At 66.9% G+C, this 21990-nt stretch carries 15 protein-coding genes; 11 read left to right on the forward strand and 4 right to left on the reverse strand.

Annotated elements, in window-relative coordinates; all coding sequences use genetic code 11:
• Window positions 1-296 precede the first annotated feature (296 nt).
• Entirely contained in the window at window positions 297-6470 is a 6174-nt protein-coding gene (locus tag FQS62_RS09825; protein WP_226053509.1) for a CshA/CshB family fibrillar adhesin-related protein, read from the forward strand.
• The gene (locus tag FQS62_RS09830) at window positions 6467-10156 is read left to right on the forward strand and encodes a TonB-dependent receptor (RefSeq protein ID WP_208043691.1); all 3690 of its coding nucleotides are present in this window, start codon (window positions 6467-6469) and stop codon (window positions 10154-10156) included. The genes FQS62_RS09825 and FQS62_RS09830 overlap by 4 nt, the downstream gene beginning before the upstream one ends.
• A gap of 65 nt (window positions 10157-10221) precedes the next feature.
• Here the strand turns inward: FQS62_RS09830 and FQS62_RS09835 are convergent, their stop codons facing one another.
• Both FQS62_RS09835 and FQS62_RS09840 read right to left on the reverse strand, forming a co-directional pair.
• Window positions 10222-10581 carry a response regulator gene (locus FQS62_RS09835; protein ID WP_154348955.1) on the reverse strand — a complete coding sequence of 120 codons (360 nt, stop codon included), beginning with the start codon at window positions 10579-10581 and terminating at the stop codon, window positions 10222-10224.
• A complete protein-coding gene (locus FQS62_RS09840) occupies window positions 10571-11707 on the reverse strand; it encodes a two-component system sensor histidine kinase NtrB (RefSeq protein ID WP_208043692.1) in 1137 nt (378 codons plus the stop codon). The genes FQS62_RS09835 and FQS62_RS09840 overlap by 11 nt, the downstream gene beginning before the upstream one ends.
• 179 nt (window positions 11708-11886) lie before the next feature.
• Between FQS62_RS09840 and FQS62_RS09845 the strand changes: the two genes are divergently transcribed.
• The 5 genes from FQS62_RS09845 (at window position 11887) to FQS62_RS09865 (ending at window position 18026) form a co-directional block, all read left to right on the forward strand.
• The gene (locus FQS62_RS09845) at window positions 11887-14988 is read left to right on the forward strand and encodes a response regulator (RefSeq protein ID WP_208043693.1); all 3102 of its coding nucleotides are present in this window, start codon (window positions 11887-11889) and stop codon (window positions 14986-14988) included.
• Window positions 14985-15809, forward strand: a complete 825-nt coding sequence (locus FQS62_RS09850; protein ID WP_154348957.1) for a CheR family methyltransferase — start codon at window positions 14985-14987, stop codon at window positions 15807-15809. The genes FQS62_RS09845 and FQS62_RS09850 overlap by 4 nt, the downstream gene beginning before the upstream one ends.
• Window positions 15809-16384: a chemotaxis protein CheB gene (locus FQS62_RS09855; protein ID WP_208043694.1), complete on the forward strand. Its 576-nt coding sequence runs from the start codon at window positions 15809-15811 to the stop codon at window positions 16382-16384. The genes FQS62_RS09850 and FQS62_RS09855 overlap by 1 nt, the downstream gene beginning before the upstream one ends.
• Window positions 16381-17514: a hybrid sensor histidine kinase/response regulator gene (locus FQS62_RS09860; RefSeq protein ID WP_208043695.1), complete on the forward strand. Its 1134-nt coding sequence runs from the start codon at window positions 16381-16383 to the stop codon at window positions 17512-17514. The genes FQS62_RS09855 and FQS62_RS09860 overlap by 4 nt, the downstream gene beginning before the upstream one ends.
• An 83-nt stretch (window positions 17515-17597) precedes the next feature.
• A complete protein-coding gene (locus tag FQS62_RS09865) occupies window positions 17598-18026 on the forward strand; it encodes a BLUF domain-containing protein (RefSeq protein ID WP_154348960.1) in 429 nt (142 codons plus the stop codon).
• A 3-nt stretch (window positions 18027-18029) separates the two neighbouring features.
• Here the strand turns inward: FQS62_RS09865 and FQS62_RS09870 are convergent, their stop codons facing one another.
• Window positions 18030-18350, reverse strand: coding sequence for an ArsR/SmtB family transcription factor (locus tag FQS62_RS09870; RefSeq protein WP_099589723.1), 321 nt, complete (start codon window positions 18348-18350; stop codon window positions 18030-18032).
• An 86-nt stretch (window positions 18351-18436) separates the two neighbouring features.
• Here FQS62_RS09870 and FQS62_RS09875 point away from each other — a divergent pair, with 86 nt between their 5' ends.
• From FQS62_RS09875 to FQS62_RS09885, 3 genes are all read left to right on the forward strand, one after another.
• Window positions 18437-18874: a YeeE/YedE family protein gene (locus FQS62_RS09875; RefSeq protein ID WP_088480632.1), complete on the forward strand. Its 438-nt coding sequence runs from the start codon at window positions 18437-18439 to the stop codon at window positions 18872-18874.
• Window positions 18871-19284, forward strand: coding sequence for a DUF6691 family protein (locus FQS62_RS09880; protein ID WP_154348963.1), 414 nt, complete (start codon window positions 18871-18873; stop codon window positions 19282-19284). The genes FQS62_RS09875 and FQS62_RS09880 overlap by 4 nt, the downstream gene beginning before the upstream one ends.
• Window positions 19285-19351: 67 nt before the next feature.
• A complete protein-coding gene (locus FQS62_RS09885) occupies window positions 19352-20401 on the forward strand; it encodes a linear amide C-N hydrolase (protein ID WP_208043696.1) in 1050 nt (349 codons plus the stop codon).
• Here the strand turns inward: FQS62_RS09885 and FQS62_RS09890 are convergent.
• On the reverse strand, window positions 20398-21177 hold the full coding sequence (locus tag FQS62_RS09890) for a DUF6491 family protein (protein WP_208043697.1): 780 nt from the start codon (window positions 21175-21177) through the stop codon (window positions 20398-20400). The genes FQS62_RS09885 and FQS62_RS09890 overlap by 4 nt on opposite strands.
• Window positions 21178-21258: 81 nt before the next feature.
• Here FQS62_RS09890 and FQS62_RS09895 point away from each other — a divergent pair, with 81 nt between their 5' ends.
• Window positions 21259-21954 carry a helix-turn-helix transcriptional regulator gene (locus tag FQS62_RS09895; RefSeq protein WP_049449130.1) on the forward strand — a complete coding sequence of 232 codons (696 nt, stop codon included), beginning with the start codon at window positions 21259-21261 and terminating at the stop codon, window positions 21952-21954.
• Window positions 21955-21990 lie beyond the last annotated feature (36 nt).

A 21990-nucleotide genomic window follows, 5' to 3' on the forward strand; every position in this document is an offset into this window, starting at 1 on the left:
CGGAAAGGGCGTTCGCACTGCCGGAATCGTGCACGGTGTCGCACTTCCGGGTTGCTACAACTGTGGTCGTCGAACAACGCCAGGATCGGCAAGTTTAAATGAGACGTTCATCACACTTTTGTTGCAGTGCGGTATCGTAGTTGCAGAACTTCATACCTGACCAACGGGGTCCAGGGACGGTTGTAGTGGCCATGGAGCCGGCAGAACGTGCGTCCGCGCGTGTGGCCAGGCCCATGAGCTCGTCCCACGCGACCCACTGAACAGCGGCTCCACGCGAGCCGACCGGGGAAATCACCATGTGGCAGTCGACGACGTCGCGCATTCGCGCGGGCGGTGGATGCGTTCATCCCAAGAAAACCCAGCAGTGCTCAAAACCCGGGCGCTGGATCACCCGCGGCCTGCTGTTGCTGCTGTCGATGGCAGTGCCGTCGTTGGCGTGGGCGGCCGCGTATGCGACCGGCGGCAGCAGCCCGTATCGCAACACGGTGTTGTGGTTGACCTGGGGCGGCGGTGCCAACGGAGTGAACAACGTCGTACTCAACGATGGTGCGACGTCATCGATAGACCTGCCCATCGCATCGGGCATCAACCTGCGCGTCGACTGCCGGCTGAACACGGCCGAGACCAACGTGCTGCGCAGCTATCGTCCCGGCAACTTTGGCGGTGACAGCCTCGACGATCTGTACAACATCGGCGGTACCGGCAGCAGCAACCAGCTGATTGCCGGCATTGCGCGTGCCGGTGGTACATCCAGCTTCAGCATCACCTGCACCTCGACCGTGGGTGGGGCGCCTTATCGCCTGCGTGGCGTGGTGATGGCCGACGCCGAGTCGATCAACAACAGTGGCGAGTTCGTTGAAGCCAGCGCGCAGGGCACCTGGAACGTGGTCGAGGTCCGCAAGAACCTGGCCAACAGCACGCCGTATCTGGTCAACAAGTCGACCAGCGGCGCCAACCAGGTGATCCGCTTCGGCCCCGGCAACGACGACAACACGGCGGCGGTCACCTTCCTCAGCTTCGACAACGCTGCGCATGCGCCTGGCAACCTGGCAGTGAACATGGGCTTCTCGATGCGTGGCAGCGGGACCACCGCCATCGCCATCGGCCTGCTGGTGCCCTACGCCGACTTCGGCGATGCGCCGCAGAGCTACGGCGATGCGATGCACGTGGTGGATGACCTGCAGTTCCGCTCCGATGGCATTCCGCAGGGCAGCAGCAACTTCAATATCAACACCGCGGCGTACACACCGGGTGGCCTGGCGCCGCCGTTGACCGACTTCCTCGGCAGCCTCGGCCCGGATACCGAACAGCAGAGCAGCTATAGCCTGGATGCGCTGGGGGACGATAACTCGCCCGTTGCTGGCAGCCGCGAGGAAGATGCGTGGCCGAGCAGCTACCGCTTGACCGTGATGCAGGCCGGCACGCAGATCAACCAGACGGTGGCTTGCGTGGGTAGTGGCAGTGTGGCTGGCTGGATCGACTTCAACCGCAATGGCAGCTTCGATGCCAATGAGCGCAGCACTATCGCGGCGTGCAGCGGCGGGCAGGCCAACCTCAGCTGGAGTGTCCCGAACACGGTGAGTGCTGGCACCAGCTACGTGCGCCTGCGCTATGCCACCAACGCGGCACAGATCCAGAACCCGACTGGCGTGGCCGATGATGGCGAGGTGGAAGATCACCGGATCACCATCACCGCGCCATCGTTGAAGGTGGTGAAGAGCAACAATGCCACCGGCGGCATCTGGAACTACGGCCAGGCCGGAACCCAGTACACGCTGACGGTGAGCAACACCAGTGATGTGCCGACCGGCAACCCGCCGAACGTGCCTGCGGGTGTGATCACCGTGCGCGACCAGCTGCCTGCCGGCATCGTCGCGAACTGGGCGGGCGTGCATGTGAGCGGCAACTGGAGCTGCACCGCCAGCGGCCAGGATGTCACCTGCACCAGCAACCAGGTTCTCTCCGCAGCGGGCAGCGCTGGATCAACGTCAGCGTTCACCCTGCCGGTGACGGTCACCGCCGCAGCGACCGGTGTGCTGACCAACCACGCCAGCGTGGGCGGTGGCCACGATCCGTTCAACAACGGCAACCCTCCGGTGCCGGGCAGCAGCTGCACCGATGCCGACCACTGCACGCGCAGCGATGTGACCGTGCCGGTGACGCGGGCCAGCTATGCCAAGCGTTCCAACACGGCCGGTCCGGTCGCGGTGGGTGCGACGGTGAGCTACACCGTCGACGTCACCGTGGCCGATGGCAATACCCGCGATGTGTTGACCCTGACCGACACGCTGGGCACCGGCCTGGATTTCGGCAGTGTCAGCAATGCCGGCTCGTTCACCTGCAATGCGGCCAATCCGTTGGTGTGCACGCTGCCGGCCGGCACGGTACCGGGCACCTACAGCCTGAGCTACACCGCCACCGTCAACGCGCAGGCCAGCGGCCAGGTGGTCAACACCGTGGTCGGCACCGGCACAGATACGCCGACCTGCAGCAGCAACTGCACCACCACCACCCCGGTGGCGGCACCGAAGATCTCGGTCTCCAAGGCCAGTAGTACGACCGGTCCGGTCGCGGTGGGCGACAGCGTCGCCTACACCGTCACCGTGGTAGTGGCCAATGCGCGTACCACGGCGGTGGCCACGCTGACCGATACGCTGGGTACCGGCCTGGACTTCGGCAGCCTGACCAATGCCGGCGGTTTCAGCTGCGTGCCGGGCAACCCGCTGGTGTGCACGCTGCCGGCCGGCACCGTGCCGGGTAGCTACGCGTTCTCCTATACCGGCATCGTCAACGCGCAGGCCAGCGGCCAGGTGCGCAACGCGGTGGTGCCGAGCGGCACCGATAACCCGTCCTGCGTGGGCAGCTGCGATACCACCACGCCGATGGCCAGTCCGCAGGTGGTGTACGCCAAGCAGGCGTCCACCGGTGGCCCGGTGAGGGTCGGTGACCGCATCGACTACACACTGAGCGTGACCGTGACCCGTGCACGCACGACGGGTGTGCTCACCCTCACCGATACCCTCGGCAACGGCCTCGACTTCGTAGGCGTGAGCAGCGCGGGAGCCTTCACCTGCAATGCCGCCAATCCGCTGGTCTGCACACTGCCGACGGGCATCGTGCCCGGTACCTACAGCCTCACCTACGGCGCGACCGTCAACGCGCAGGCCAGCGGCAGCGTGCGCAATGCCGTGCTCGGCAGCGGCACCGACACGCCGTCGTGCAGCGTGAACTGCGACACCACCACGCCGGTGGCAACGCCGGGCGTGAGCTACGCCAAGTCGGTGAACAGCACCGGTCCGGTGTCGGTGGGCGATCACCTGACCTACACCCTGACCACGGTGGTGACCAACTCGCGTACCACCGCTGTGGTGATCCTGACCGACACCCTGGGCACCGGTCTGGACTTCGGTGCCGTGACCAGCACAGGCGCCTACGGCTGCAATGCCGCCAATCCGCTGGTGTGCACGCTGCCGGCCGGTACCGTGCCGGGCAGCTACAGCCTGTCCTACACCGCCGTAGTGAATGCGCAGGCCAGCGGCCAGGTCACCAACGCGGTGCTGGGCAGTGGTGGCGACAATCCGTCGTGCACGGCCAACTGCGATACCACCACGCCCGTGGCAGGCAGCGAGATCGATTACCGCAAGACCTCGGCCGCTGCAGGTGCGGTGAAAGTGGGCGACAGCATCGCCTACACGCTCACCGCCGTGGTCAGCCGTTCGCGTACCACGTCCTTGTTCACCCTGACCGACACCATGGGCCCGGGTCTCGATTTCGGCGCGGTCACCGCCAGCCAGGGCTTCAGCTGCAACGCCAGCAATCCGCTGGTGTGCACGCTGCCGGCCGGTACCGCGCCGGGCACCTATACGGTGGATTACACCGCAAAGGTGAACGCGCAGGCCAAGGGCAGCGTCAGCAATGCGGTGCTGGGCAGTGGCACCGGCACCAATACCTGTACCAGCAACTGCGGCACCACCACGCCGGTGCTGTCGGCGGTGGTGACCTACCGCAAGCAATCGAGCACGGTGGCGCCGATCGATATCGGTGATGCGGTGGACTACAGCGTCGAGGTGACGGTCGCCAATTCGCAGACGCTGGATGTGGTGAACCTGACCGATACCCTGGGCCGCGGCCTGGACCTGCAGTCAGTCACCCAGCCCGGTCCGTTCACCTGCAACAGCAGCAACCCACTGGTGTGCACGCTGCCGGCCGGGACCGCGCCGGGCACCTACACGCTGGGCTATCGCGCGCGGGTCAATGCGCAGGCCACCGGCAGCGTACGCAATGCGGTGCTCGGCAGTGGCGGTGATACGCCCACCTGCAGCGGCGACTGCAGTACCGAACATGCGTTGGCGGATCCGCGCGTGGTGCTGGAGAAGCAGTCCGGTCCGGCCAGCGGCACCGAGGTGCGCCCTGGCGACCGCCTGCGCTACACCCTGGTTGCCACCGTTGAGCGCGCTGCCCTGCGCCAGCCGCTGCAGCTGGTCGATACGCCCGACGCTGGGCTGAGCATCGAGAACCTGCCCGCAGGATGTACGCAGCAGGGCGCGGACATCGTCTGCACGGTGCCGAGCGGTACACCGGTTGGCCGCCACGAGTACGTCTACCAGGCGATCGTCAACCAGGAAGCGCGGACCCAGGTGCAGAATCGTCTACGCGGGCAGTACCCGGATGGCTCGCCGCCCCCGGAGTGCACGACCTGCGAGACGCATCACAAGGTGATCTCTGATTTCTCGCTGCGCATCACCAAGACCGCCAGCCCGCGACGGGTGAAGGTGGGCGACCTGGTGCGCTACCAGCTGGTGGTGGAGAACGTGGGAGGCAGCCACTGGCGCGATGGCGTGGTGGTCGATACACCACCCCCGGGCTTCAGCTACGTGGATGGCTCGATGCGCGTGGCCGACGATGACGGTGCGTTCGCGCTGGCCAGCAGCCAGTCGCCGCTGCGTATCGGTGCGGTGGACATCGCGGTGGGTCGCAGTGCCACCATCACCTATCTGCTGCGGGTGGGCGCCGGCGTGCGCAGCGGCACCCACGTGAACCAGGCGGTAGCGACTGCCGATGACGGCAGTCCGTTGTCGAACGTGGCCACTGCTGAAGTGGCGATGGATGCGGACCCGCTGCTGGAAGACAGCCTGGTGTTCGGCACCGTGTTCGACGATCGCGACGGCGACGGTTGGCAGGACAGTGCCGAGCTGAGCGGCGTGCGAGTGCAAGGCGGGTTCGCTGCAGTGGCCTATGTGCCGGGTTCGACCACGCTGGACCGTGGTGAAGGCCCGCAGCCGCTGGCCGATGCCAGCGCGCCGCTGCTGCACGGGGTGCAGATTGGCGTGGTCCATGGCCGCGCATCGACCTCCGACACCGCCCAGGCCCATCAGGTGGTGCTGCGCCAACGCCTGCGCGAACTGTCCTTCAGCGATGACTTCGTGCTGGAGAGCGCACAGGGGCATCGCTTGCGGATGGATGCGCAGGGGGGTACGAGCGTGCAGCTCAGTGGCGACGCCGGCAAGGGCCTGACCGCTGCCGCGCCGACTGTACGCCGTGAGGTCGCACGCGTGGCCGACGGCTACGAAGTGGCTTACGTGATCGGCAACGAAGGCATCCAGGAGCAGGGAATCCCCGGTGTGCGCCTGGCCACGGTGGAAGGCCTGCTGGTGGAGACCGATCCGTTCGGGCGCTACCACCTGGCCGATGTCCACGGCGGTGATGCACGCCTGGGGCGCAACTTCATCATCAAGCTGGACCCGGCCACGATACCGGCCGGTGCCGAGCTGACCACCGAGAATCCGCTGCTGCGACGGGTCACCCAGGGCGTGCCGACCCGCTTCAGTTTCGGTGTGCGCCTGCCACAGTCGCCAGAGGCTGCGGCCGAACGCATGGAGCTTGCCCTCGGCGAAGTTCTGTTCGCTCCGGGTAGCAGCGAACTGCGTGCCAGCTATCACCCCGTGCTGGCGAAGATGGGCGAGGTGGTGGACCGCTACCAGGGCGGGGACGTGGTGATCGCGGCCAATGGCGAAAGCCAGGCGCTGGCGTTCGCCCGTGCGGCGGTGGTGCGCGACGCACTGCAGGCCGAAGTGGCAGAGAGTGCGCGCGCAGGCCTGACCGTGCAGCTGCGTACCGATGTGCAGGATCCGCACTCGCTGCTGGCCGGTGTCGATGCCGCTGGCGCGCTGCTGGGCAACGTATTGTTCGACACCGACAAGGCGGTCGTTCGCGAGGAGTTCAAGCCGCTGCTGGCGGCCATCGCCGCGCGCCTGGAGAAGATGGGGGGTGGTCAGGTCAGCCTGGTCGGGCACACCGATGTGCGTGGCAGCCATGCCTATAACCAAGCGCTGGGCCTGCGTCGTGCCAATGCCGTGTTCGAGGCGCTGCGCAGCCAGCTCAGCCCAGCCGTGCAGCAGCGCCTGCGCGTGCGCAACGAGGAGAGCGCCGCCACCCGCGCGGCCGCCCGCCAACAGGAGGCACGCCGATGAGCGCGCATCACTCTACCGCGCGTCGCGCGGCCCACCTGCAGCGCGCCGTTCTGTACCAGGCCCTGCTGCTCGGCCTGGCCGGTGCCGCCCAGGCTGCGCCGCCGGCCAACGAGCCGGCGCCGATCCGTTGTGACGGCAACCAGTGCAACGCCGAGGGCGAACTGTTGTTCAGCCTGCGCTCGCGCAGCTACGACGAACCGGTGACCGAGGGAACGTCCACGCGTTCCAGCTCGCAGGCCCTGCAACCGGACCGCCGGGTCAGTCTGGCGATCGATGAGCCGGGCAAGGCCACCGTGCGTGGTGAGTTCATGATCCGCCTGCCGGAAGGGGGCGCGATCTGGGCCACCGAAGACCCGGCCATGGGCCAGCCCGAGCTGTCGGTGTCGGCGCCGGGCATGGTCGCCTTCGACGAAGGCCGCATCGTGCGACCGGTCGAGTTCTATGTGCGTGGCAACTACACCGCCTTCATCCAGCGCCTGGAAGTGAGCCTCTATCGCGGCAGCGACACCGACCGCGTCGCACCGCTGGCGCAGTTCGAACTGCCGGTGGCCGCCGTCGCGCAGGGCTGCTGGGATGGCACGCTGCCGACCTCGACATCGCTGCGTCGCGGCGACCGCCTGGTCTATGTGCTGCGTGCCTTCGATGCCGAGGGCAATGTGGATGAGACCGCCGCGCAGTCCATGCAGCTGGTGACCCCGGCGGAGTTCGAACGTGGCAATCAGCAGTTGCGTGACGCGCTGGAGGACCGCCGCGGGACTGCGGTGGATGCCAACCAGGCAGCGTCGTTGTCGCTGCTGCAGCAGGTGTTCGACAGCAACGGCCTGCGCCAGCAGAACATCCCGGTGTACGGCTCGCGGGTTCGCCTGCGTGGCCGTGACCTGCCGCTCGGTGCCGCGCTGAAGATCAACGGCGACAGCTATCCGCTGGACCAGGACCGCAAGTTCGCTGCCGAGTACCTGATGCCGATCGGCCACCACGCCTTCGACGTACGCGTCGAACGGCCGGATGCACCGGCCATCGCCCGTACGCTGGAGGTGGATGTCAGCGGCCGGTACCTGTTCGGTGTCGGCCTGGCCGACATCACCGTGTACCAGAACAAGGCCAGCGGGGCAGGGCAGGACCTTGCCCGCGGCGAGCGTAACGATGACGTGCTCAGCGATGGTCGACTGGCCTTCTACCTGAAGGCCAAGACCCGTGGCCGCTACCTGCTGACTGCACAGGCCGACACCCAGAACCGTCCGCTGGACGAGCTGTTCACCGGCTTCACCACCGCCGATCCGCGCGACCTGTTCCGCAGCCTCGACCCCGACCTGTACTACCCGACCTACGGCGATGATTCGCTGACCCAGCGCGATGTGGACAGCATGGGGCGCTTCTACCTGCGCCTGGACTGGGACAAGAACCAGGCGTTGTGGGGCAACTACAACACCGGGCTGACCGGCACCGAGTACGCGCAGTATGTGCGCTCTCTGTACGGTGCGGCGTTGTCGTGGCGATCCCGTGGTGCCAATGCCTGGGGCGATGCGCGCAGCGAACTGCGCCTGTTCGGGTCGCAGGCCGAAACCGCGCCCGGCCACAGCGAGTTCATCGGTACCGGCGGCAGCCTGTACTACCTGCGCCATGCCAGCATCCTCAGTGGCTCGGACCAGGTGGTGCTGGAGATCCGCGACCGTACCACCGGCCGTGTCGAGCAACGCGTGCCGATGGTGCGCGGCGCCGACTACGAGATCGATGCCCTGCAGGGCCGCATCCTGCTGACCCGGCCGCTGGCCCAGGTCAGCCGCGAGAACCTGCGCCGGATCAGTCGCGACGTACCGCTGGACGGCTACGAACAGCGCCTGATTGTCGACTACGAATGGGTGCCGACCGGCTTTGACAGTGATGACATCACCGCCGGCGTTCGTGGCAAGCACTGGTTCGGTGATCACGTGGCGGTGGGCGCCACCTACGTGGACGAACAGCGTGCCGGTCAGGACTACTCGCTGAAGGGGGCGGACCTGACCCTGCAGGCGGGCCGCGGTACCTACCTGAAGGTGGAGCACAGCCGCAGCGAGGCGACCAGTGCGCCGGTGTTCTTTTCCGACAACGGCGGACTCAGCTTCAGCCGGCTCAATCCAGAGGGGCCGCGCGAAGGCGAGGCGACGGCGGTCGAGGCCCGCATCAACCTGCGCGAGCTGGGTTGGACCCAGCGCGACTGGAGCGCCGGTGCCTGGTGGCGGCAGGTGGACGGAGGTTACTCGGTTGGGCGCTTCGACACCGGCCAGCGCGTGCGCGAGCAGGGCGCTGAGCTGCTCGGCTATGTGACCGACGACTTCAGCCTGTACGCGCGCTACAGCGAGGCACGTCGTGGCGCGCAGTCGCTGATCCAGGCGCAGGCAACCGCCGAATGGCGGATCGGCGACAACGATCGACTGTCGGCCGAGCTGCGCCGGGTGCAGGAGGATCGCGGCAGTGGCGGCAACGTGGCCGGCGTGCTGGCGGCCGCACGCTACACCCATCGCATCGGCACCTCGCTGGATGTGTATGGCGGTGGCCAGTTGACCGTGGACGACGACCACGGCCGTTATGCCGACAACGATGCGGTGGTGGCTGGCGGCACCTGGACCTTTGCCAACCTGTCCACCGTCGGCGCAGAAGTCAGCGATGGCGATCGCGGAACCGCGGCGCAGATCAACGCCGAGTACCGGCTGACCCCGCAGCACAGCTTCTACGGTGCGTTTACCCAGTCGACCGACCGCAGCGAGTATGACCCGTTGTTCAGCCCCAATGCGCAGGATGGATGGACCCTGGGCCAGCGCTGGCGGCTGTCCGACCAGGTCAACGTGTTCAACGAAAGCCAGTTCTTGAAATCCGGGCAGGAGTCCGGGCTGGCGCACACCTTCGGCATGGATTTCTATCCAGCGGTGGGCTGGAATGCGGGCTTCACGCTGAGCAACGGCAAGCTCGACGCCAGCACCGGCCAGGTCGACCGCAAGGCGGTGAGCCTGTCCGGCGGGCGTACCTCGCCGGGCACCGAGTGGCAGAGCAAGCTGGAGTGGCGCCGCGATACCGGCGCGGAGCGGCGCACGCAGTGGGTCAGCACCAACCGGCTGAGCCATCGCCTCAACGACAGCTGGCGGATCGCGGCGCGCTTCAACTACGCCGATACCGATGATGCGATCAATCCGGTCGCGGGCGCGCGCTTCATCGAAGGCAACCTCGGCTTCGCCTACCGCCCGTGGGACAACGACCGTTGGGCGTTGTTCGGTCGCTACAGCTACCTGTACGATCTGTCCACGCTGGGCCAGGTCAACGGCGTGGACTACGACCAGCGCACCCAGGTGCTGTCGCTGGAAGGGGTCTACCGCATCGATCAGCGCTGGGAAGTGGCGGCGAAGGCCGCCCGCCGCGAAGGCGAGGTGCGCTACGGGCGTGGCACCGGCCCGTGGTTAGATTCAGCCACCAGCTTTGCCTCGGGACAGCTGCGCTACGACCTGTACTACCAGTGGCATGGCCTGCTGGAGTACCGCCTGCTGGACGTGCGTGACGGCGGCACGAAGCAGGGTTGGCTGGCCGGTGTCGACCGCGATATCGGCCGCAACTTCCGCGTCGGCGTCGGCTACAACTTCACCGACTTCAGCGATGACCTGACGAAGTTCGACTACACCCACCGCGGCTGGTATCTGAACCTCGTAGGACGCTATTGAGGAAGGCAGCCGAGCGTGGGCTCGGCTCTACGGCACGGACGTGCCGGGCATTGCCCGGGCAGGCCTCACGCCTGCTTCAACAGCTCCACCAGCTGGCGCAGGCGATAAGGCTTGGGCAGGAACTCGACCTGCTCGGGCAGCGGCGGCAGCTGAGAGCGGGCGTAGCCGGACGACAGGATCATCCGTGCCTGCGGCTGTTCGCGCGCCACATGCTCGCTCAGCTCGATGCCGGACATGCCGTTGGGCATGCTGACGTCGCTGAACACCACGTCGAAGCGGGCTTCGCCCTTGAGCAGTTCCGCTGCCTCGTGGCCATCGGCGGTCGTGGCCACGTCGATGCCGAGGTCGCGCAGGGCCAGGCCGATCATTTCACGCAGATCGGTCTGGTCTTCCACCATCAATACGCGGATCGGGTCATCGGTCATCGGCAGGGTCCTCCATTGCGGGGAGCAGCAGGCTGACCGTGGTGCCGACACCGGGCGTGGTGGACACGTCGACGAAGCCGCCGCTCTGGGTAGTGAATCCGAACACCTGGCTCAGGCCGAGGCCGCTGCCTTTGCCGATGTCCTTGGTGGTGAAGAACGGCTCGGTCGCCCGTTCGGCGATGTCGGCCGCCATCCCGTGGCCCTCATCGCAGACGCTGAGGGTGACATAGCGACGTTGCAGCGTGGAGTCTGCATCCGGGTCGAGGCGATGCTCCAGCGCGGTGCCGATCAGGATGCGGCCGCCTTCGAGGGTAGCGTCGGCAGCATTGGCGACTAGATTGGCCAGCGCCGTCTGCAGCTGCAGCGCATCGGTGTTGATCGCCGGCAGGCCGGGCGCCAGCTGGGCATCCAGCACCACCGTGGGCGGACAGGCGCGTTGCAGGCCTGGCAGCCATTGCTGTATCAGCGCGTTGAGGTCCAGAGCCTCGCGGATCAGGGTCTGGCCGGTGCTGAAGGCCAGCAGTTGGCGGGTCAGCAGCGCACCGCGATCAGTTGCGGTCTGCGCCGCATCAAGCAGTTCGGCGGCGCGCGCATCGTCACCGTTCACGCGCAGCGACAGCAGGTCCAGTGCGTTGCCGATGGTGGTCAGCAGGTTGTTGAACTCGTGCGACAGGCCGCGGCTGAGACGGCCGACGGTCTCGAACTGCTGGGTATTTCGCAGTGCTCGCTGGGCATCACGCAGCAGGCGCTGTGCCTGCCACTGCTCGGTGATGTCGCGGGTGATCTTGACGAAGCCGAGCAGCTCGCCCGCTTCAACCACCGGCTCGATCACCACACTGGCACGGAAGGACGAGCCATCGCGCCGAACCCGCCAGCCTTCACTGGCAACGTGGCCATGCTGCGCTGCATGGCGGAGCAGGCGTTGTGGTTCCCCGGCCTCGCGATCGGCGGCCAGGTAAAAGCGACCAAAGTACGTGCCTACCACTTCATCGGCTGAATAGCCCTTGATCCGCTCCGCGCCGGGGTTCCAGCTGCAGACGATGCCATCAGGATCAAGCAGGTACAGCGCATGGTCGCGCACGCTGTCGATCAGCAGTCGCAGTTGGCGGGAAGGGTCCGTCAGCACGGACGTCGTAGAGGCGACAGCGTCCACGTAAAAATAAGTGTTACCCCTGAGAGGCACGTGAAACTAGGCATTCAAGTGTGAAGGGAGCGTGGAGGCGCGACACGTGCCATTTGTCCTGTGCGGCTGAATACGACACGGAGTACCATCACCCCCCCTTTTGTGTTCTGGAACCGACCTGCATGCGTCCTGGTGCGACTACGCGTGACCGCTGGATCTGGATGACCTCCGCCGTGCTGCTGGCTGCGACCATCGCATTGGAGCTGGTGGTGCCGCTCGGCTATGCGGTATGGCTGGCGTACTTCCTGGCCGTGGGCGTGACCGTGTTCCAGCGCAGTGCGCGCGCGCCGTTCATCGTGGCCGTCCTTGCCTGCATCCTGCTGATCATTGGCTACAACGTCGCGCCGGCCAGCTCCAACTCGGCGTTCTCGTTCGTCAACCGCAGCATCGGTGGCGTTGCATTCCTGATGATCGCGCTGATCGTCTCCCGCGCCATCCAGGCGCGCCGCGAAGCGATGCGGGCGCTGTGGCTGCAGGAGGCGGAGAACGCGGTGGCCACGAGCCTGCGCGGTGACCTGGGGCCGGAGCAGATTGCCGAAGCGGCGGCAACCAGCCTGGGGGCCCAGCTGCAGGCGGACGTCGCCGCGGTCTACCGCCTGGAAGGCGGGCGATTGCAGCTGACCGGCGGCCTGGCGTTGCCGTCCGGCGTGCCGGCGTCGCTGGCATTGCAGGAGGGTGTGGCCGGGCAGGTGGCGCGGGATGAACGCATCCGCCACCTGCACGGGGGTGACGATGCGGTGCTTGAGCTGCAGACCAGCCTGGGGCGGTTGCCGGTGCGCGAGCGCATCCTGGCGCCGATCAGCAGCGATGGTGCGGTGGTGGGCATCATTGAACTGGGACGCACCCGCGCAGGCGAACAGCAGCGACTCGATATCGAACTGCTGGAACGCTGCGCCGAGACCATCGGCATGGCGCTGCGTGCATCGCTGTTGCGCGCACAACTGGTGGTGCTGCTGGAGGAATCCCAGCGCCAGGGTGAGGAGCTGCAGGCCCAGCAGGAAGAGCTGCGCGTGGCCAATGAGGAACTGGAAGAGCAGAGCCGCAGCCTGCTGCAGTCGCAGAGCCATCTCGAAGAACAGCAGGCCGAGCTGGAACAGAGCAACGTCCAGCTGGAAGAGCGGACCCACGAGCTGGAGGCGCAGAAGCAGGCACTGCTGGTCGCGCAGAGCCAGCTGGTGCGCAACAGCAACGAACTGGCCGCGACATCGCGCTACAAGTCCGAGTTCCTGGCCAACATGTCACACGAACTGCGCACGCCGCTGAACAGCTCGCTGATCCTGGCCAAGCTGCTGGCCGACAACAAGGACGGCACGCTCACCGAAGAACAGGTGAAGTATGCCCGCGCGATCCTGTCGTCCAACAACGATCTGCTGGCGCTGATCAATGACATCCTGGACCTGTCGCGCATCGAGGCCGGCCACGTCGAGCTGGCCGATGAAGTGGTGGTGACCGACAGCGTGCTGCAGCGCCTGCGCGAGACCTTCGAGCCGATGGCGCGGCAGAAGGGCCTGGCCCTGCAGATCGAGGCCGATGCGCTCGCGCCGAGCCAGCTGGTGGTCGACAGCCAGCGCCTGCAGCAGATCCTGAAGAACCTGCTGGCCAATGCGGTGAAGTTCACCGAGCACGGCAAGGTCAGCCTGCACGTGCGCGCGGGCGGCCAGGGGCGCATCCGTTTCGAGGTCTGCGACAGCGGTATCGGCATTGCCCGCGAGCAGCTCCAGGTAATCTTCGAAGCATTCCGCCAGGCCGATGGCAGCACACGTCGCCGTTACGGTGGCACCGGCCTGGGGCTGTCGATCTCGCGCGATCTGGCCGAGCGCATGGGCGGCAGCATCCAGGTCGACAGCGAACCGGGCCGCGGCAGCTGCTTCATTCTGGAGCTGCCATTGCAGGGTGCGCCCGCATCGAAGGCGGCTGACATCGACCCAGCCCCCGTGCCTTCGCCGGTTCAGGTCGCTCCGCCGGCGATGCCGGTGCCAGCAAGGGCTCCGGTGGCGCCGGCGACGACGGCGCCCAGCATCGCTGATGACCGCGGTCGCCGCCAGCACCCCGGCCGCCTGATCCTGGCCGTCGAGGACGACGCCACGTTCGCCGAAGCGCTGGTGGCCCTGGCCCATGAACTGGACTTCGACTGCGTGGTGGCGGGGACGGCCGAAGAGGCCCTGGCCCTGGCCGGCGAACTGCGCCCGAACGGCATCCTGCTCGATATCGGCCTGCCGGACGTGTCAGGCCTGAGCGTGCTGGAGCGCCTGAAGCGCAACCCCGATACCCGCCACATTCCTGTGCACGTGGTCTCGGCAACGGACCGCAGCCAGGTGGCGCGCGAGCTTGGCGCGATCGGTTTCGCGATCAAGCCGACCACGCGCGAGCGACTGGTGGCGGCCATCGAACAGCTGGAACAGACCAGCCAGCGCGACGTGCGTCGCCTGCTGATCGTCGAGGACGACAGCGAGCTGCGCCACAACCTGGAACTGCTGCTGGGCCGTGATCAGCTGCAGATCGTCGCCGTGGGAACCCTGGCCGCTGCGCTGGAGCAGCTCAGCACGGTCACCTTCGACTGCATGGTGATGGACCTGTCGCTGCCCGACGGCAGCGGCTACGACCTGCTCGAGCACATGGCCGGCAACGATGATGTCGGCTTCCCGCCGGTGATCGTCTATACCGGTCGCGCGCTCGGCCGCGAGGAAGAGCAGCGCCTGCGCCGCTATTCGAAGAGCATCATCATCAAGGGCGCGCGCTCGCCCGAGCGCTTGCTGGATGAAGTGACCCTGTTCCTGCACAGTGTCGAGGCCAGCCTGCCCACCGACCAGCAGCGACTGCTGCGCGAGGCTCGCCGCCGCGACACCGTGCTGGATGGCCGTACCGTGCTGCTGGCCGAGGACGATGTGCGCAACATCTTCGCGCTGTCCAGTGTGCTCGAGCCGCTCGGCGTCACGCTGGAGATCGCGCGCAATGGCCAGGAAGCGGTCGATCGTCTGGCCGAGCGCGAGGTCGATCTGGTGCTGATGGACATCATGATGCCGGAGAAGGACGGCCTGGCCGCGATGCGCGAGATCCGCGCGCAGCGCCACCTGCAGGACCTGCCGATCATCGCGCTGACCGCCAAGGCGATGCCCGATGACCGTGAGCGCTGCCTGCAGGCCGGCGCCAACGACTACATCGCCAAGCCCATCGACGTCGACAAGCTGGTCTCGCTGTGCCGGGTCTGGTGCTCGCGGCAATGAACGAACAGGCGCTGTTCGATCTGGAACTGAAGGTCTTGCTGGAAGCGCTGTACCAGCGCTACCACTACGATTTCCGCAGTTATGCGGTGTCGTCGCTGCGCCGGCGCATGCGCCAGGCGATGCAGCGCTATGAGTGCGAAAGGCTGGTCGACCTGCAGTACCGGCTGCTGCACGAGCCGGACCTGTTCGCCCAGGCCATGCAGTTCTTCACCGTGCAGGTCTCGGAGATGTTCCGTGACCCCGCGTACTTCCGTGAGCTGCGCGAGCAGGTGGTGCCGGTACTGCGCACCTATCCCTCGGTGAAGCTGTGGGTGGCCGGTTGCAGCACCGGTGAGGAAGTGTGGTCGCTGGCGATCGTGCTGCACGAGGAAGGCCTGCTTGATCGCAGCATCGTCTATGCCACCGACATCAATCCGGCCGCGCTGGCCTCCGCCGAGGCGGGCGCCTATGGCATCGACCGGATGGCCCAGTTCAGCCGCAACTATCTGGCGGCCGGTGGCACCGCGTCACTGTCCGACTATTACGCCACGGCGTACGACGGTGCGGTGTTCGACCGCCAGCTGCGCCGCAACGTTGTGTTCGCCGACCACAGCCTGGCCACCGATACCGTGTTCTCCGAAGTGCACCTGGTGTCGTGCCGCAATGTGCTGATCTATTTCAACCGCGATCTGCAGGATCGCGCGGTAGGCCTGTTCCGTGAGGCGCTGGTGCATCGAGGCTTCCTTGGCCTGGGCAGCAAGGAGTCGCTGCAGTTCGGGTGCCACCATGACGCCTTCGAGGTCTGTTCGCGCGAGCACCGGCTGTACCGGAAGGTGGCCTGATGGCGCTGCCGGCGCGCCCTGCCGTGCTGGTGATCGGCGCGTCTGCCGGTGGCGTGGCGGCCCTGCAGGCGGTGCTCGGTGCACTGCCGGCGAAGCTGCCGGTACCGGTACTGGCCGTGCTGCACCTGCCGCGTGATCGCACCAGCCGCATCGCCGAGGTGCTGGCGGCGTACTGCGCGCTGCCGGTGCGCGAGGCGGAGGACAAACAGCCGCTGCAGCCGGGTACGGTCACGTTCGCGCCTCCGGACTACCACCTGCTGGTGGAGGATGCCGGCGCGGTGGCGCTGTCGGTGGATGCGCCCGTGCTGTTCTCGCGCCCGGCCATCGACCCGCTGTTCGACTCCGCTGCAGCGGTGTTCGGTGCGCAGGTACTGGCGCTGCTACTGACTGGTGCCAGCAGCGATGGCAGTGAAGGCGTGGCTGCGGTGCGCGCCGCTGGTGGCCGTGCCTGGCTGCAATGTCCCGAGGAGGCCGAGGCATCGATGATGCCGGCCTCCGCCCTGCAGCACGCCGGTGCCGATGCCGTGCTGCCCCTTGAACTGATGTGTCGTCGCCTGAAGGAGTTGTTTGCATGAACCTGTTGCCACCGGACCCTGCGCAGTCGCAGTCCCCGGTCAACCTGCTGATCGTCGATGACGTGCCGCAGAACCTGGTAGCCATGCAGGCGCTGCTGCAGCGCGAGGGCGTGAATCTGCTGCTGGCCGGCTCGGGCGCGCAGGCGCTTGAGCTGCTGCTCGAGCACGAGGTCGCGTTGGCCCTGCTGGACGTACACATGCCGGAGATCGATGGTTTCACCCTGGCCGAGCTGATGCGCGGTTCGCATCGCAGCCGAACGGTGCCGATCATTTTCCTGACCGCCTCGCCGGACGATCCGCTGCGTGCGTTCAAGGGTTATGAAACCGGCGCGGTCGATTTCCTGCACAAACCGGTGGCGCCGCAGGTGATCCTGAGCAAGGTCAACGTCTTCATCGAGCTGTACCAGCAGCGGCAGCTGCTGAAGGCGCGCAACGAGGCGCTGGAGCGTGCGCTCAAGCTCAACGAGACGATGGCCGCGGTGCTGACCCACGACCTGCGTACGCCGCTGTCGGCCATCCTGCTGTGTGCGGACAAGCTGGCGCTGGAGCTTCCGCAGGACAACACGGGCGCGCAGCAGACGCTGCAGTTCCTCGAGGCCAGCACCCTGCGCATGGCGCGGATGGTGGAGCAGCTGCTGGATTTCTCGCGCATCCGCAGCGGCGGCCTGCGGTTGGAGGCGGTGGCCTGCGACCTGCGCGAAGTCACTCACGCGGTGATCGCCGAAGCGGGCAGCGCCCATGGCCATGAGCGCATCCTCCTCGACGTCGTCGGCGATACGCGCCTGCAGGGCGATATGGATCGCCTGGGGCAGATTGCGGCCAACCTGGTCGGAAATGCGTTGACCCATGGCGGCGAAGCGCTGGTGCAGCTGGATGGACGTGATGCCCGCACCGTGGTGCTGCGGGTGAGCAATGCCGGCCACATCGACGATTCGCTGCTGCCGCGGCTGTTCGAACCGTTCAAGGCCAGCTTCCACCACAGCAAGGGCCTGGGCCTCGGCCTGTACATCGTGGACCAGTTCGTCCGCGCCCACGGCGGTCATATCGGGGCTCGCAACGAGGCCGGACAGGTCGTGTTCGAGGCGGTCCTGCCGCGTCGATGGGACGGGACGGGCGCCACCGCAACCTGAATTCTTCAGGAAGTGTGCGGGCGAATTGAGACGGGCTCGTCCGCAACTGCTACCGTGCGTTCACACCCAGCCAAGGAGGCACCATGCCTTTGCGCGCCATTGCCTACGTCAGCCAGGCGTTGCCGGAGATCTCTGTCGATCGCCTTCAGGCGCTGGTCGACGATGCGGCACGCTTCAACAAGCTGGCCGGGGTGACCGGTGTACTGCTGCATGATGGCGATCGTTTCCTGCAGTACATCGAGGGGCCACCGGACGGTATCGACTCGGTCTACGAGCGCATCCTGCAGGCCGGCAGCCACATCGACATCATCGAACTCGCGCGTGGCCGCCTTGGTCAGCGTCAGTTTCCGTACTGGTCGATGCGCGCGTTGCCGGTGGATGCAACGCTGCTGCGCCAGCTGTCTTCCAGCGACTGGTCGGGTTTTACCCGCGCGTTGGACGGGGACCTGTCAGCGCCGACGCCGGTGGATCTGCTCGACAACGTCGTGCAGCCACTCCTGCACGCTGGCTGAGCATCAACGCGGTCTGCGGCCGCAGTAGGCGGCATGCAGTGCCTGCAGCACGCCCAGTGCGGGGCCTTCAATCACGCGGTAGTGGATCGCCTGTGCTTCGCGCCGGGTCGCAACGATCTCCATCGCCCGCAGCACCGCCAGATGCTGCGAAAGCGCCGATGCACTCAGGGCGGTCAACTCTTGCAATTCCGCTACCGGCGCCTCACCTTCGACAAGGCGGCACAACACGCGCAGCCGCGCAGGATGGGCCAGGCTTTTGAGCAGCGCTGCGGCCTGGGCGGCATGCTCGGCCATCGCGGCGCTGTCGAGCTCGGTGCTGACCATGGCTGGCCTTTTGATTTAGAAGAAGCTAATTTAGAAAAAACTAAATCAAAAGGCAAACGAATGAACGCATCGGGCGGAGGCAGGTCATGACCCTGCCGTGGGCCGCGGTGGCGGGGGGCGTGTTGATCGGTGCGGCGGCGGTGCTGTTGCTGGCCACAACCGGGCGGGTGGCCGGCATCAGTGGCATTGCCGCTGGCAGCGTGCGTGCCGCGCCGGCTGAGCGTGGTTGGCGCTGGGCCTTCCTGCTCGGCCTGCTTGCCGCTGCAGGGCTGGTGCTGTGGTGGCAGGCCGCGCCAGGGCAAGCGCCCGGCGTCCTGCTGCGTGACGCCTTGCCTGCGTGGCAGTTGGTCGGCGCCGGCCTGCTGGTCGGCTTCGGTACGCGGTTGGGTAATGGTTGCACCAGTGGACACGGCGTCTGCGGGTTGGCCCGCGGCTCAAAGCGGTCGCTGCTGGCGGTGCTGGTGTTCATGGCCTGCGCGATGCTGACCACGTTCCTGATCCGCCACGGTGGAGGCTTGGAATGAGCCGCGTGTCGGTGGCTGCCGGCTCGGCAGGAGCACTGTTTGGCGCAGGCCTGGCGTTGGCCGGCATGACCGATCCTCGCCGCATCCTTGGTTTCCTCGACATCGCCGGCGATTTTGACCCCACTTTGGCCTGGGTGCTGGCCGCTGCGCTGCTGGTCAGCGCGGTTGGCCAGCGCTGGGTGCTGCGGCGCGCCCGTCCGTTGTGCGCAACGCGCTTCCAGTTGCCAGCTGCGCGCGGTATCGATCCGCGCCTGGTGCTGGGCGCGGCGTTGTTCGGCATCGGCTGGGGATGGGCAGGCTATTGTCCGGGCCCTGCCATCGCCGGGCTGGCGGTGGGATCGCGCGAGGCGCTGTGGTTCGTGCCGGCGATGCTTGCGGGTTTCTGGCTCCACGATCGCGTGCTTCGCTGAGGTTTCACCGCTGTGTCACCCCGCATGGGGTCATATCCATGGACCACGGGGAAAGGAGCGTAATGACATGGCACGGATGAAGTGGAAGGAAATGGCACTGCTTGCGGCTGCACTGGTCGCAGCAGCACCGGCGCTGGCCTGCACGCGTGCGGTGTACCTGGGCGACAACGGTGATGTGATCACCGCGCGCTCGATGGACTGGAAGGTCGATGTAGCGACCAACCTCTACGTGCTGCCGCGTGGTATTGCACGCACCGGCCAGGCCGGTCCGAAGTCGCTGGCCTGGACCGCGCGCTATGGCAGCGTGGTGGCGACCGGATACGACGTGTCTACCACCGATGGCATGAACGAAAAGGGCTTGGTGGCCAACCTGCTGTGGCTGGTCGAATCGGAGTATCCGCAGCAGCGTGGCAACAAGCCGGGCCTGGCGATCTCGCTGTGGGCGCAGTATGTGCTGGATAATTTCGCGACCGTGGACGAGGCGGTGGCGGCGCTGAAGCGTGAGCCATACTCGATCGTCACCGACAAGGTGCCCGGCGAAGATCGGCAGGCAACGCTGCATCTGTCGCTGTCCGACGCGACCGGCGACAGTGCCATTGTCGAATACATCGGCGGCCGCCAGGTGATCCATCACGACCGCCGCTACCAGGTGATGACCAATTCGCCGATCTTCGAGCAGCAGCTGGCACTCAACAGCTACTGGCAGCAGATCGGTGGCACGGTGATGCTGCCGGGTACCAACCGCTCGTCCGACCGCTTCGCGCGCGCGTCGTTCTACATCAACGCCATTCCCAAGGCCGAGGATCCGGTGGAGGCCCTGGCCAGCGTGTTCAGCGTGATCCGCAACGCGTCGGTGCCGTACGGCATCACCACGCCAGGTGAGCCGAACATCTCATCCACGCGTTGGCGCACCGTGGCCGACCACAAGCGGCGGCTGTACTTCTTCGAATCGGCATTGACCCCGAACACCTTCTGGGTCGACCTGAACAATGTTGATTTCGGCGGGCAGGTACTCAAGCTCGACCTTGGAAAGGACCAGCGAAACACCTTTGCCGGTGATGCGCTGGGTCACTTCGTGCCCAGCGCACCCTTTGCTTTCCTCGGCGTCGACGGTTAATTCGACGCCTGGCTGGAGGCCGGGTAGACCGCCTGGATCGTGCAGGCGCCGCGCGTGTATTGCGGCAGCGGGGCCAGCCCATCGCTGCGCAGGTCACCGTTCTCGAAATCGGCGGTGAGGATGCGGTCACCGGCATTGCCACAGATCAGGCCGTTCTGCATGCCGGAGCGGAAGCTGAGCTGCGGCGCACGATCAAGCTGGCGACAGTGGCTGCCGAGCTCGACACGGTAGTAGCGGTGGCCACCATTGCGGCGCGGATTGGTCTCCACCAGCATGCCCTGCGCGTCGGACGACCACGCGCGGACGTTGCGGGTGGCGAAGCAGTACGACGGCGAGCCGCCGAATCCGCGGCGGATATCCTTGCGTTCGCGGATGGTCACGGCGGGCAGGGTGGCTGTGCGCAGGCGGTCACTGTCGCGGGCCACGCCGGCGAAGTCCCGGTTCTGCACCGGGGTGACCGCACTGACGGCGCAGCTGCGGCCATCGACCACCACGCGCTCGCTGGGACGACCGCAGGCCCAGCCGGCGGGTGCTTCCAGCTTCAGCGTGGTGGCAGTGCGGACACCGGGGCAATTCTCGCTGAAGTCGATGCGGTAGGCCTGGCCGGAGGCCGCGCGCAGCGCGATCGAGCGCGGCGAGGCCTGTTCCACTTCCTGCACGCCGACCGCGTCCATGCAGTGCGGGGCGGGCGGGGTGCGTTCCTGTGACAGGGCCGGAACAGCAAGCGCCAGGCCGAGGCTGGCGGCCAATACCGCGAGTACGTGCTGATGGGTCATGTCCTGCACTCCCTGCGTTGGATGACGGATCGACTATAGCAGCGGTTTGCACGGCCGTTGTTACACGCGCACACTGCCCGGATGGGCGCCATCTTCCACCTGCGGCACTACGGACAGGCCACTGGCCTGGACCGGCATGACTATGCGCAATGGGTGCTGCCGCTGCAGGGCGAGCTGCAGTTCGAGATGGAAGGGCGCGGTGGTCGGCTGGACCTGCTGCAGGGGGCTTTTGTTGCCGCTGGCGAAGCGCATGACCAGATGGCGGATGGTCCCAATGGTTTCGTGATCGTTGACTGTCCTCCGGGCGTGCTTGATGACGGCACGCAGGAGTATCTGTGCCGTCAGCGCTGGCTGCATCTGCCGCTGGGGCTGCGCCGCTGCCTGGCCGAGGTGCAGGCTGGGCAGCCGGTGCCGGCCCTGTTGCCGCAGCTGCTGCAGCTGTTTGCACCGGCCGGCAGTGGCGCGCGCATGCAGGGACTGTGCGCGGCGGTGCAGAAAGATCCGGGCCAGGCGTGGCCGGTGGCGCGCATGGCCGGATTCGTCGGGGTCAGCGAGAGCCGGTTGCACGCGCTGTTCCAGCGTGATTTTGGGCTAAGCCCGCAGGCCTGGCTGAGCGCGTGCCGGTTACGCTGGGCCAAGCATCAGCTGCGAACCAGCACGGCGCCGATCAGCGATATCGCGCTGGCCGCAGGCTATTCCGAGCAGAGCGCACTGACCCGCGCGCTGCGCCGCGAGTGTGGCCAGACCCCGGCCGCGTGGCGCAGGGGCGGCGGCTGACTTGTAGAGCCGAGCCCACGCTCGGCTGTCCTTGTC

The organism is Stenotrophomonas sp. SBJS02 (genome assembly GCF_020428325.2).
GTDB classification, from domain to species: domain Bacteria; phylum Pseudomonadota; class Gammaproteobacteria; order Xanthomonadales; family Xanthomonadaceae; genus Stenotrophomonas; species Stenotrophomonas africana.

What these genes read in the sequence shown, in the direction of transcription:
- FQS62_RS09825 (WP_226053509.1), top strand. Translation starts at nt 297, where the DNA reads ATGTGGCAGTCGACGACGTCGCGCATTCGCGCGGGCGGTGGATGCGTT.
- FQS62_RS09830 (WP_208043691.1), top strand. Translation starts at nt 6,467, where the DNA reads ATGAGCGCGCATCACTCTACCGCGCGTCGCGCGGCCCACCTGCAGCGC.
- FQS62_RS09835 (WP_154348955.1), bottom strand. Translation starts at nt 10,581, where the DNA reads ATGACCGATGACCCGATCCGCGTATTGATGGTGGAAGACCAGACCGAT.
- FQS62_RS09845 (WP_208043693.1), top strand. Translation starts at nt 11,887, where the DNA reads ATGCGTCCTGGTGCGACTACGCGTGACCGCTGGATCTGGATGACCTCC.
- FQS62_RS09850 (WP_154348957.1), top strand. Translation starts at nt 14,985, where the DNA reads ATGAACGAACAGGCGCTGTTCGATCTGGAACTGAAGGTCTTGCTGGAA.
- FQS62_RS09855 (WP_208043694.1), top strand. Translation starts at nt 15,809, where the DNA reads ATGGCGCTGCCGGCGCGCCCTGCCGTGCTGGTGATCGGCGCGTCTGCC.
- FQS62_RS09860 (WP_208043695.1), top strand. Translation starts at nt 16,381, where the DNA reads ATGAACCTGTTGCCACCGGACCCTGCGCAGTCGCAGTCCCCGGTCAAC.
- FQS62_RS09865 (WP_154348960.1), top strand. Translation starts at nt 17,598, where the DNA reads ATGCCTTTGCGCGCCATTGCCTACGTCAGCCAGGCGTTGCCGGAGATC.
- FQS62_RS09870 (WP_099589723.1), bottom strand. Translation starts at nt 18,350, where the DNA reads ATGGTCAGCACCGAGCTCGACAGCGCCGCGATGGCCGAGCATGCCGCC.
- FQS62_RS09875 (WP_088480632.1), top strand. Translation starts at nt 18,437, where the DNA reads ATGACCCTGCCGTGGGCCGCGGTGGCGGGGGGCGTGTTGATCGGTGCG.
- FQS62_RS09880 (WP_154348963.1), top strand. Translation starts at nt 18,871, where the DNA reads ATGAGCCGCGTGTCGGTGGCTGCCGGCTCGGCAGGAGCACTGTTTGGC.
- FQS62_RS09885 (WP_208043696.1), top strand. Translation starts at nt 19,352, where the DNA reads ATGGCACGGATGAAGTGGAAGGAAATGGCACTGCTTGCGGCTGCACTG.
- FQS62_RS09890 (WP_208043697.1), bottom strand. Translation starts at nt 21,177, where the DNA reads ATGACCCATCAGCACGTACTCGCGGTATTGGCCGCCAGCCTCGGCCTG.
- FQS62_RS09895 (WP_049449130.1), top strand. Translation starts at nt 21,259, where the DNA reads ATGGGCGCCATCTTCCACCTGCGGCACTACGGACAGGCCACTGGCCTG.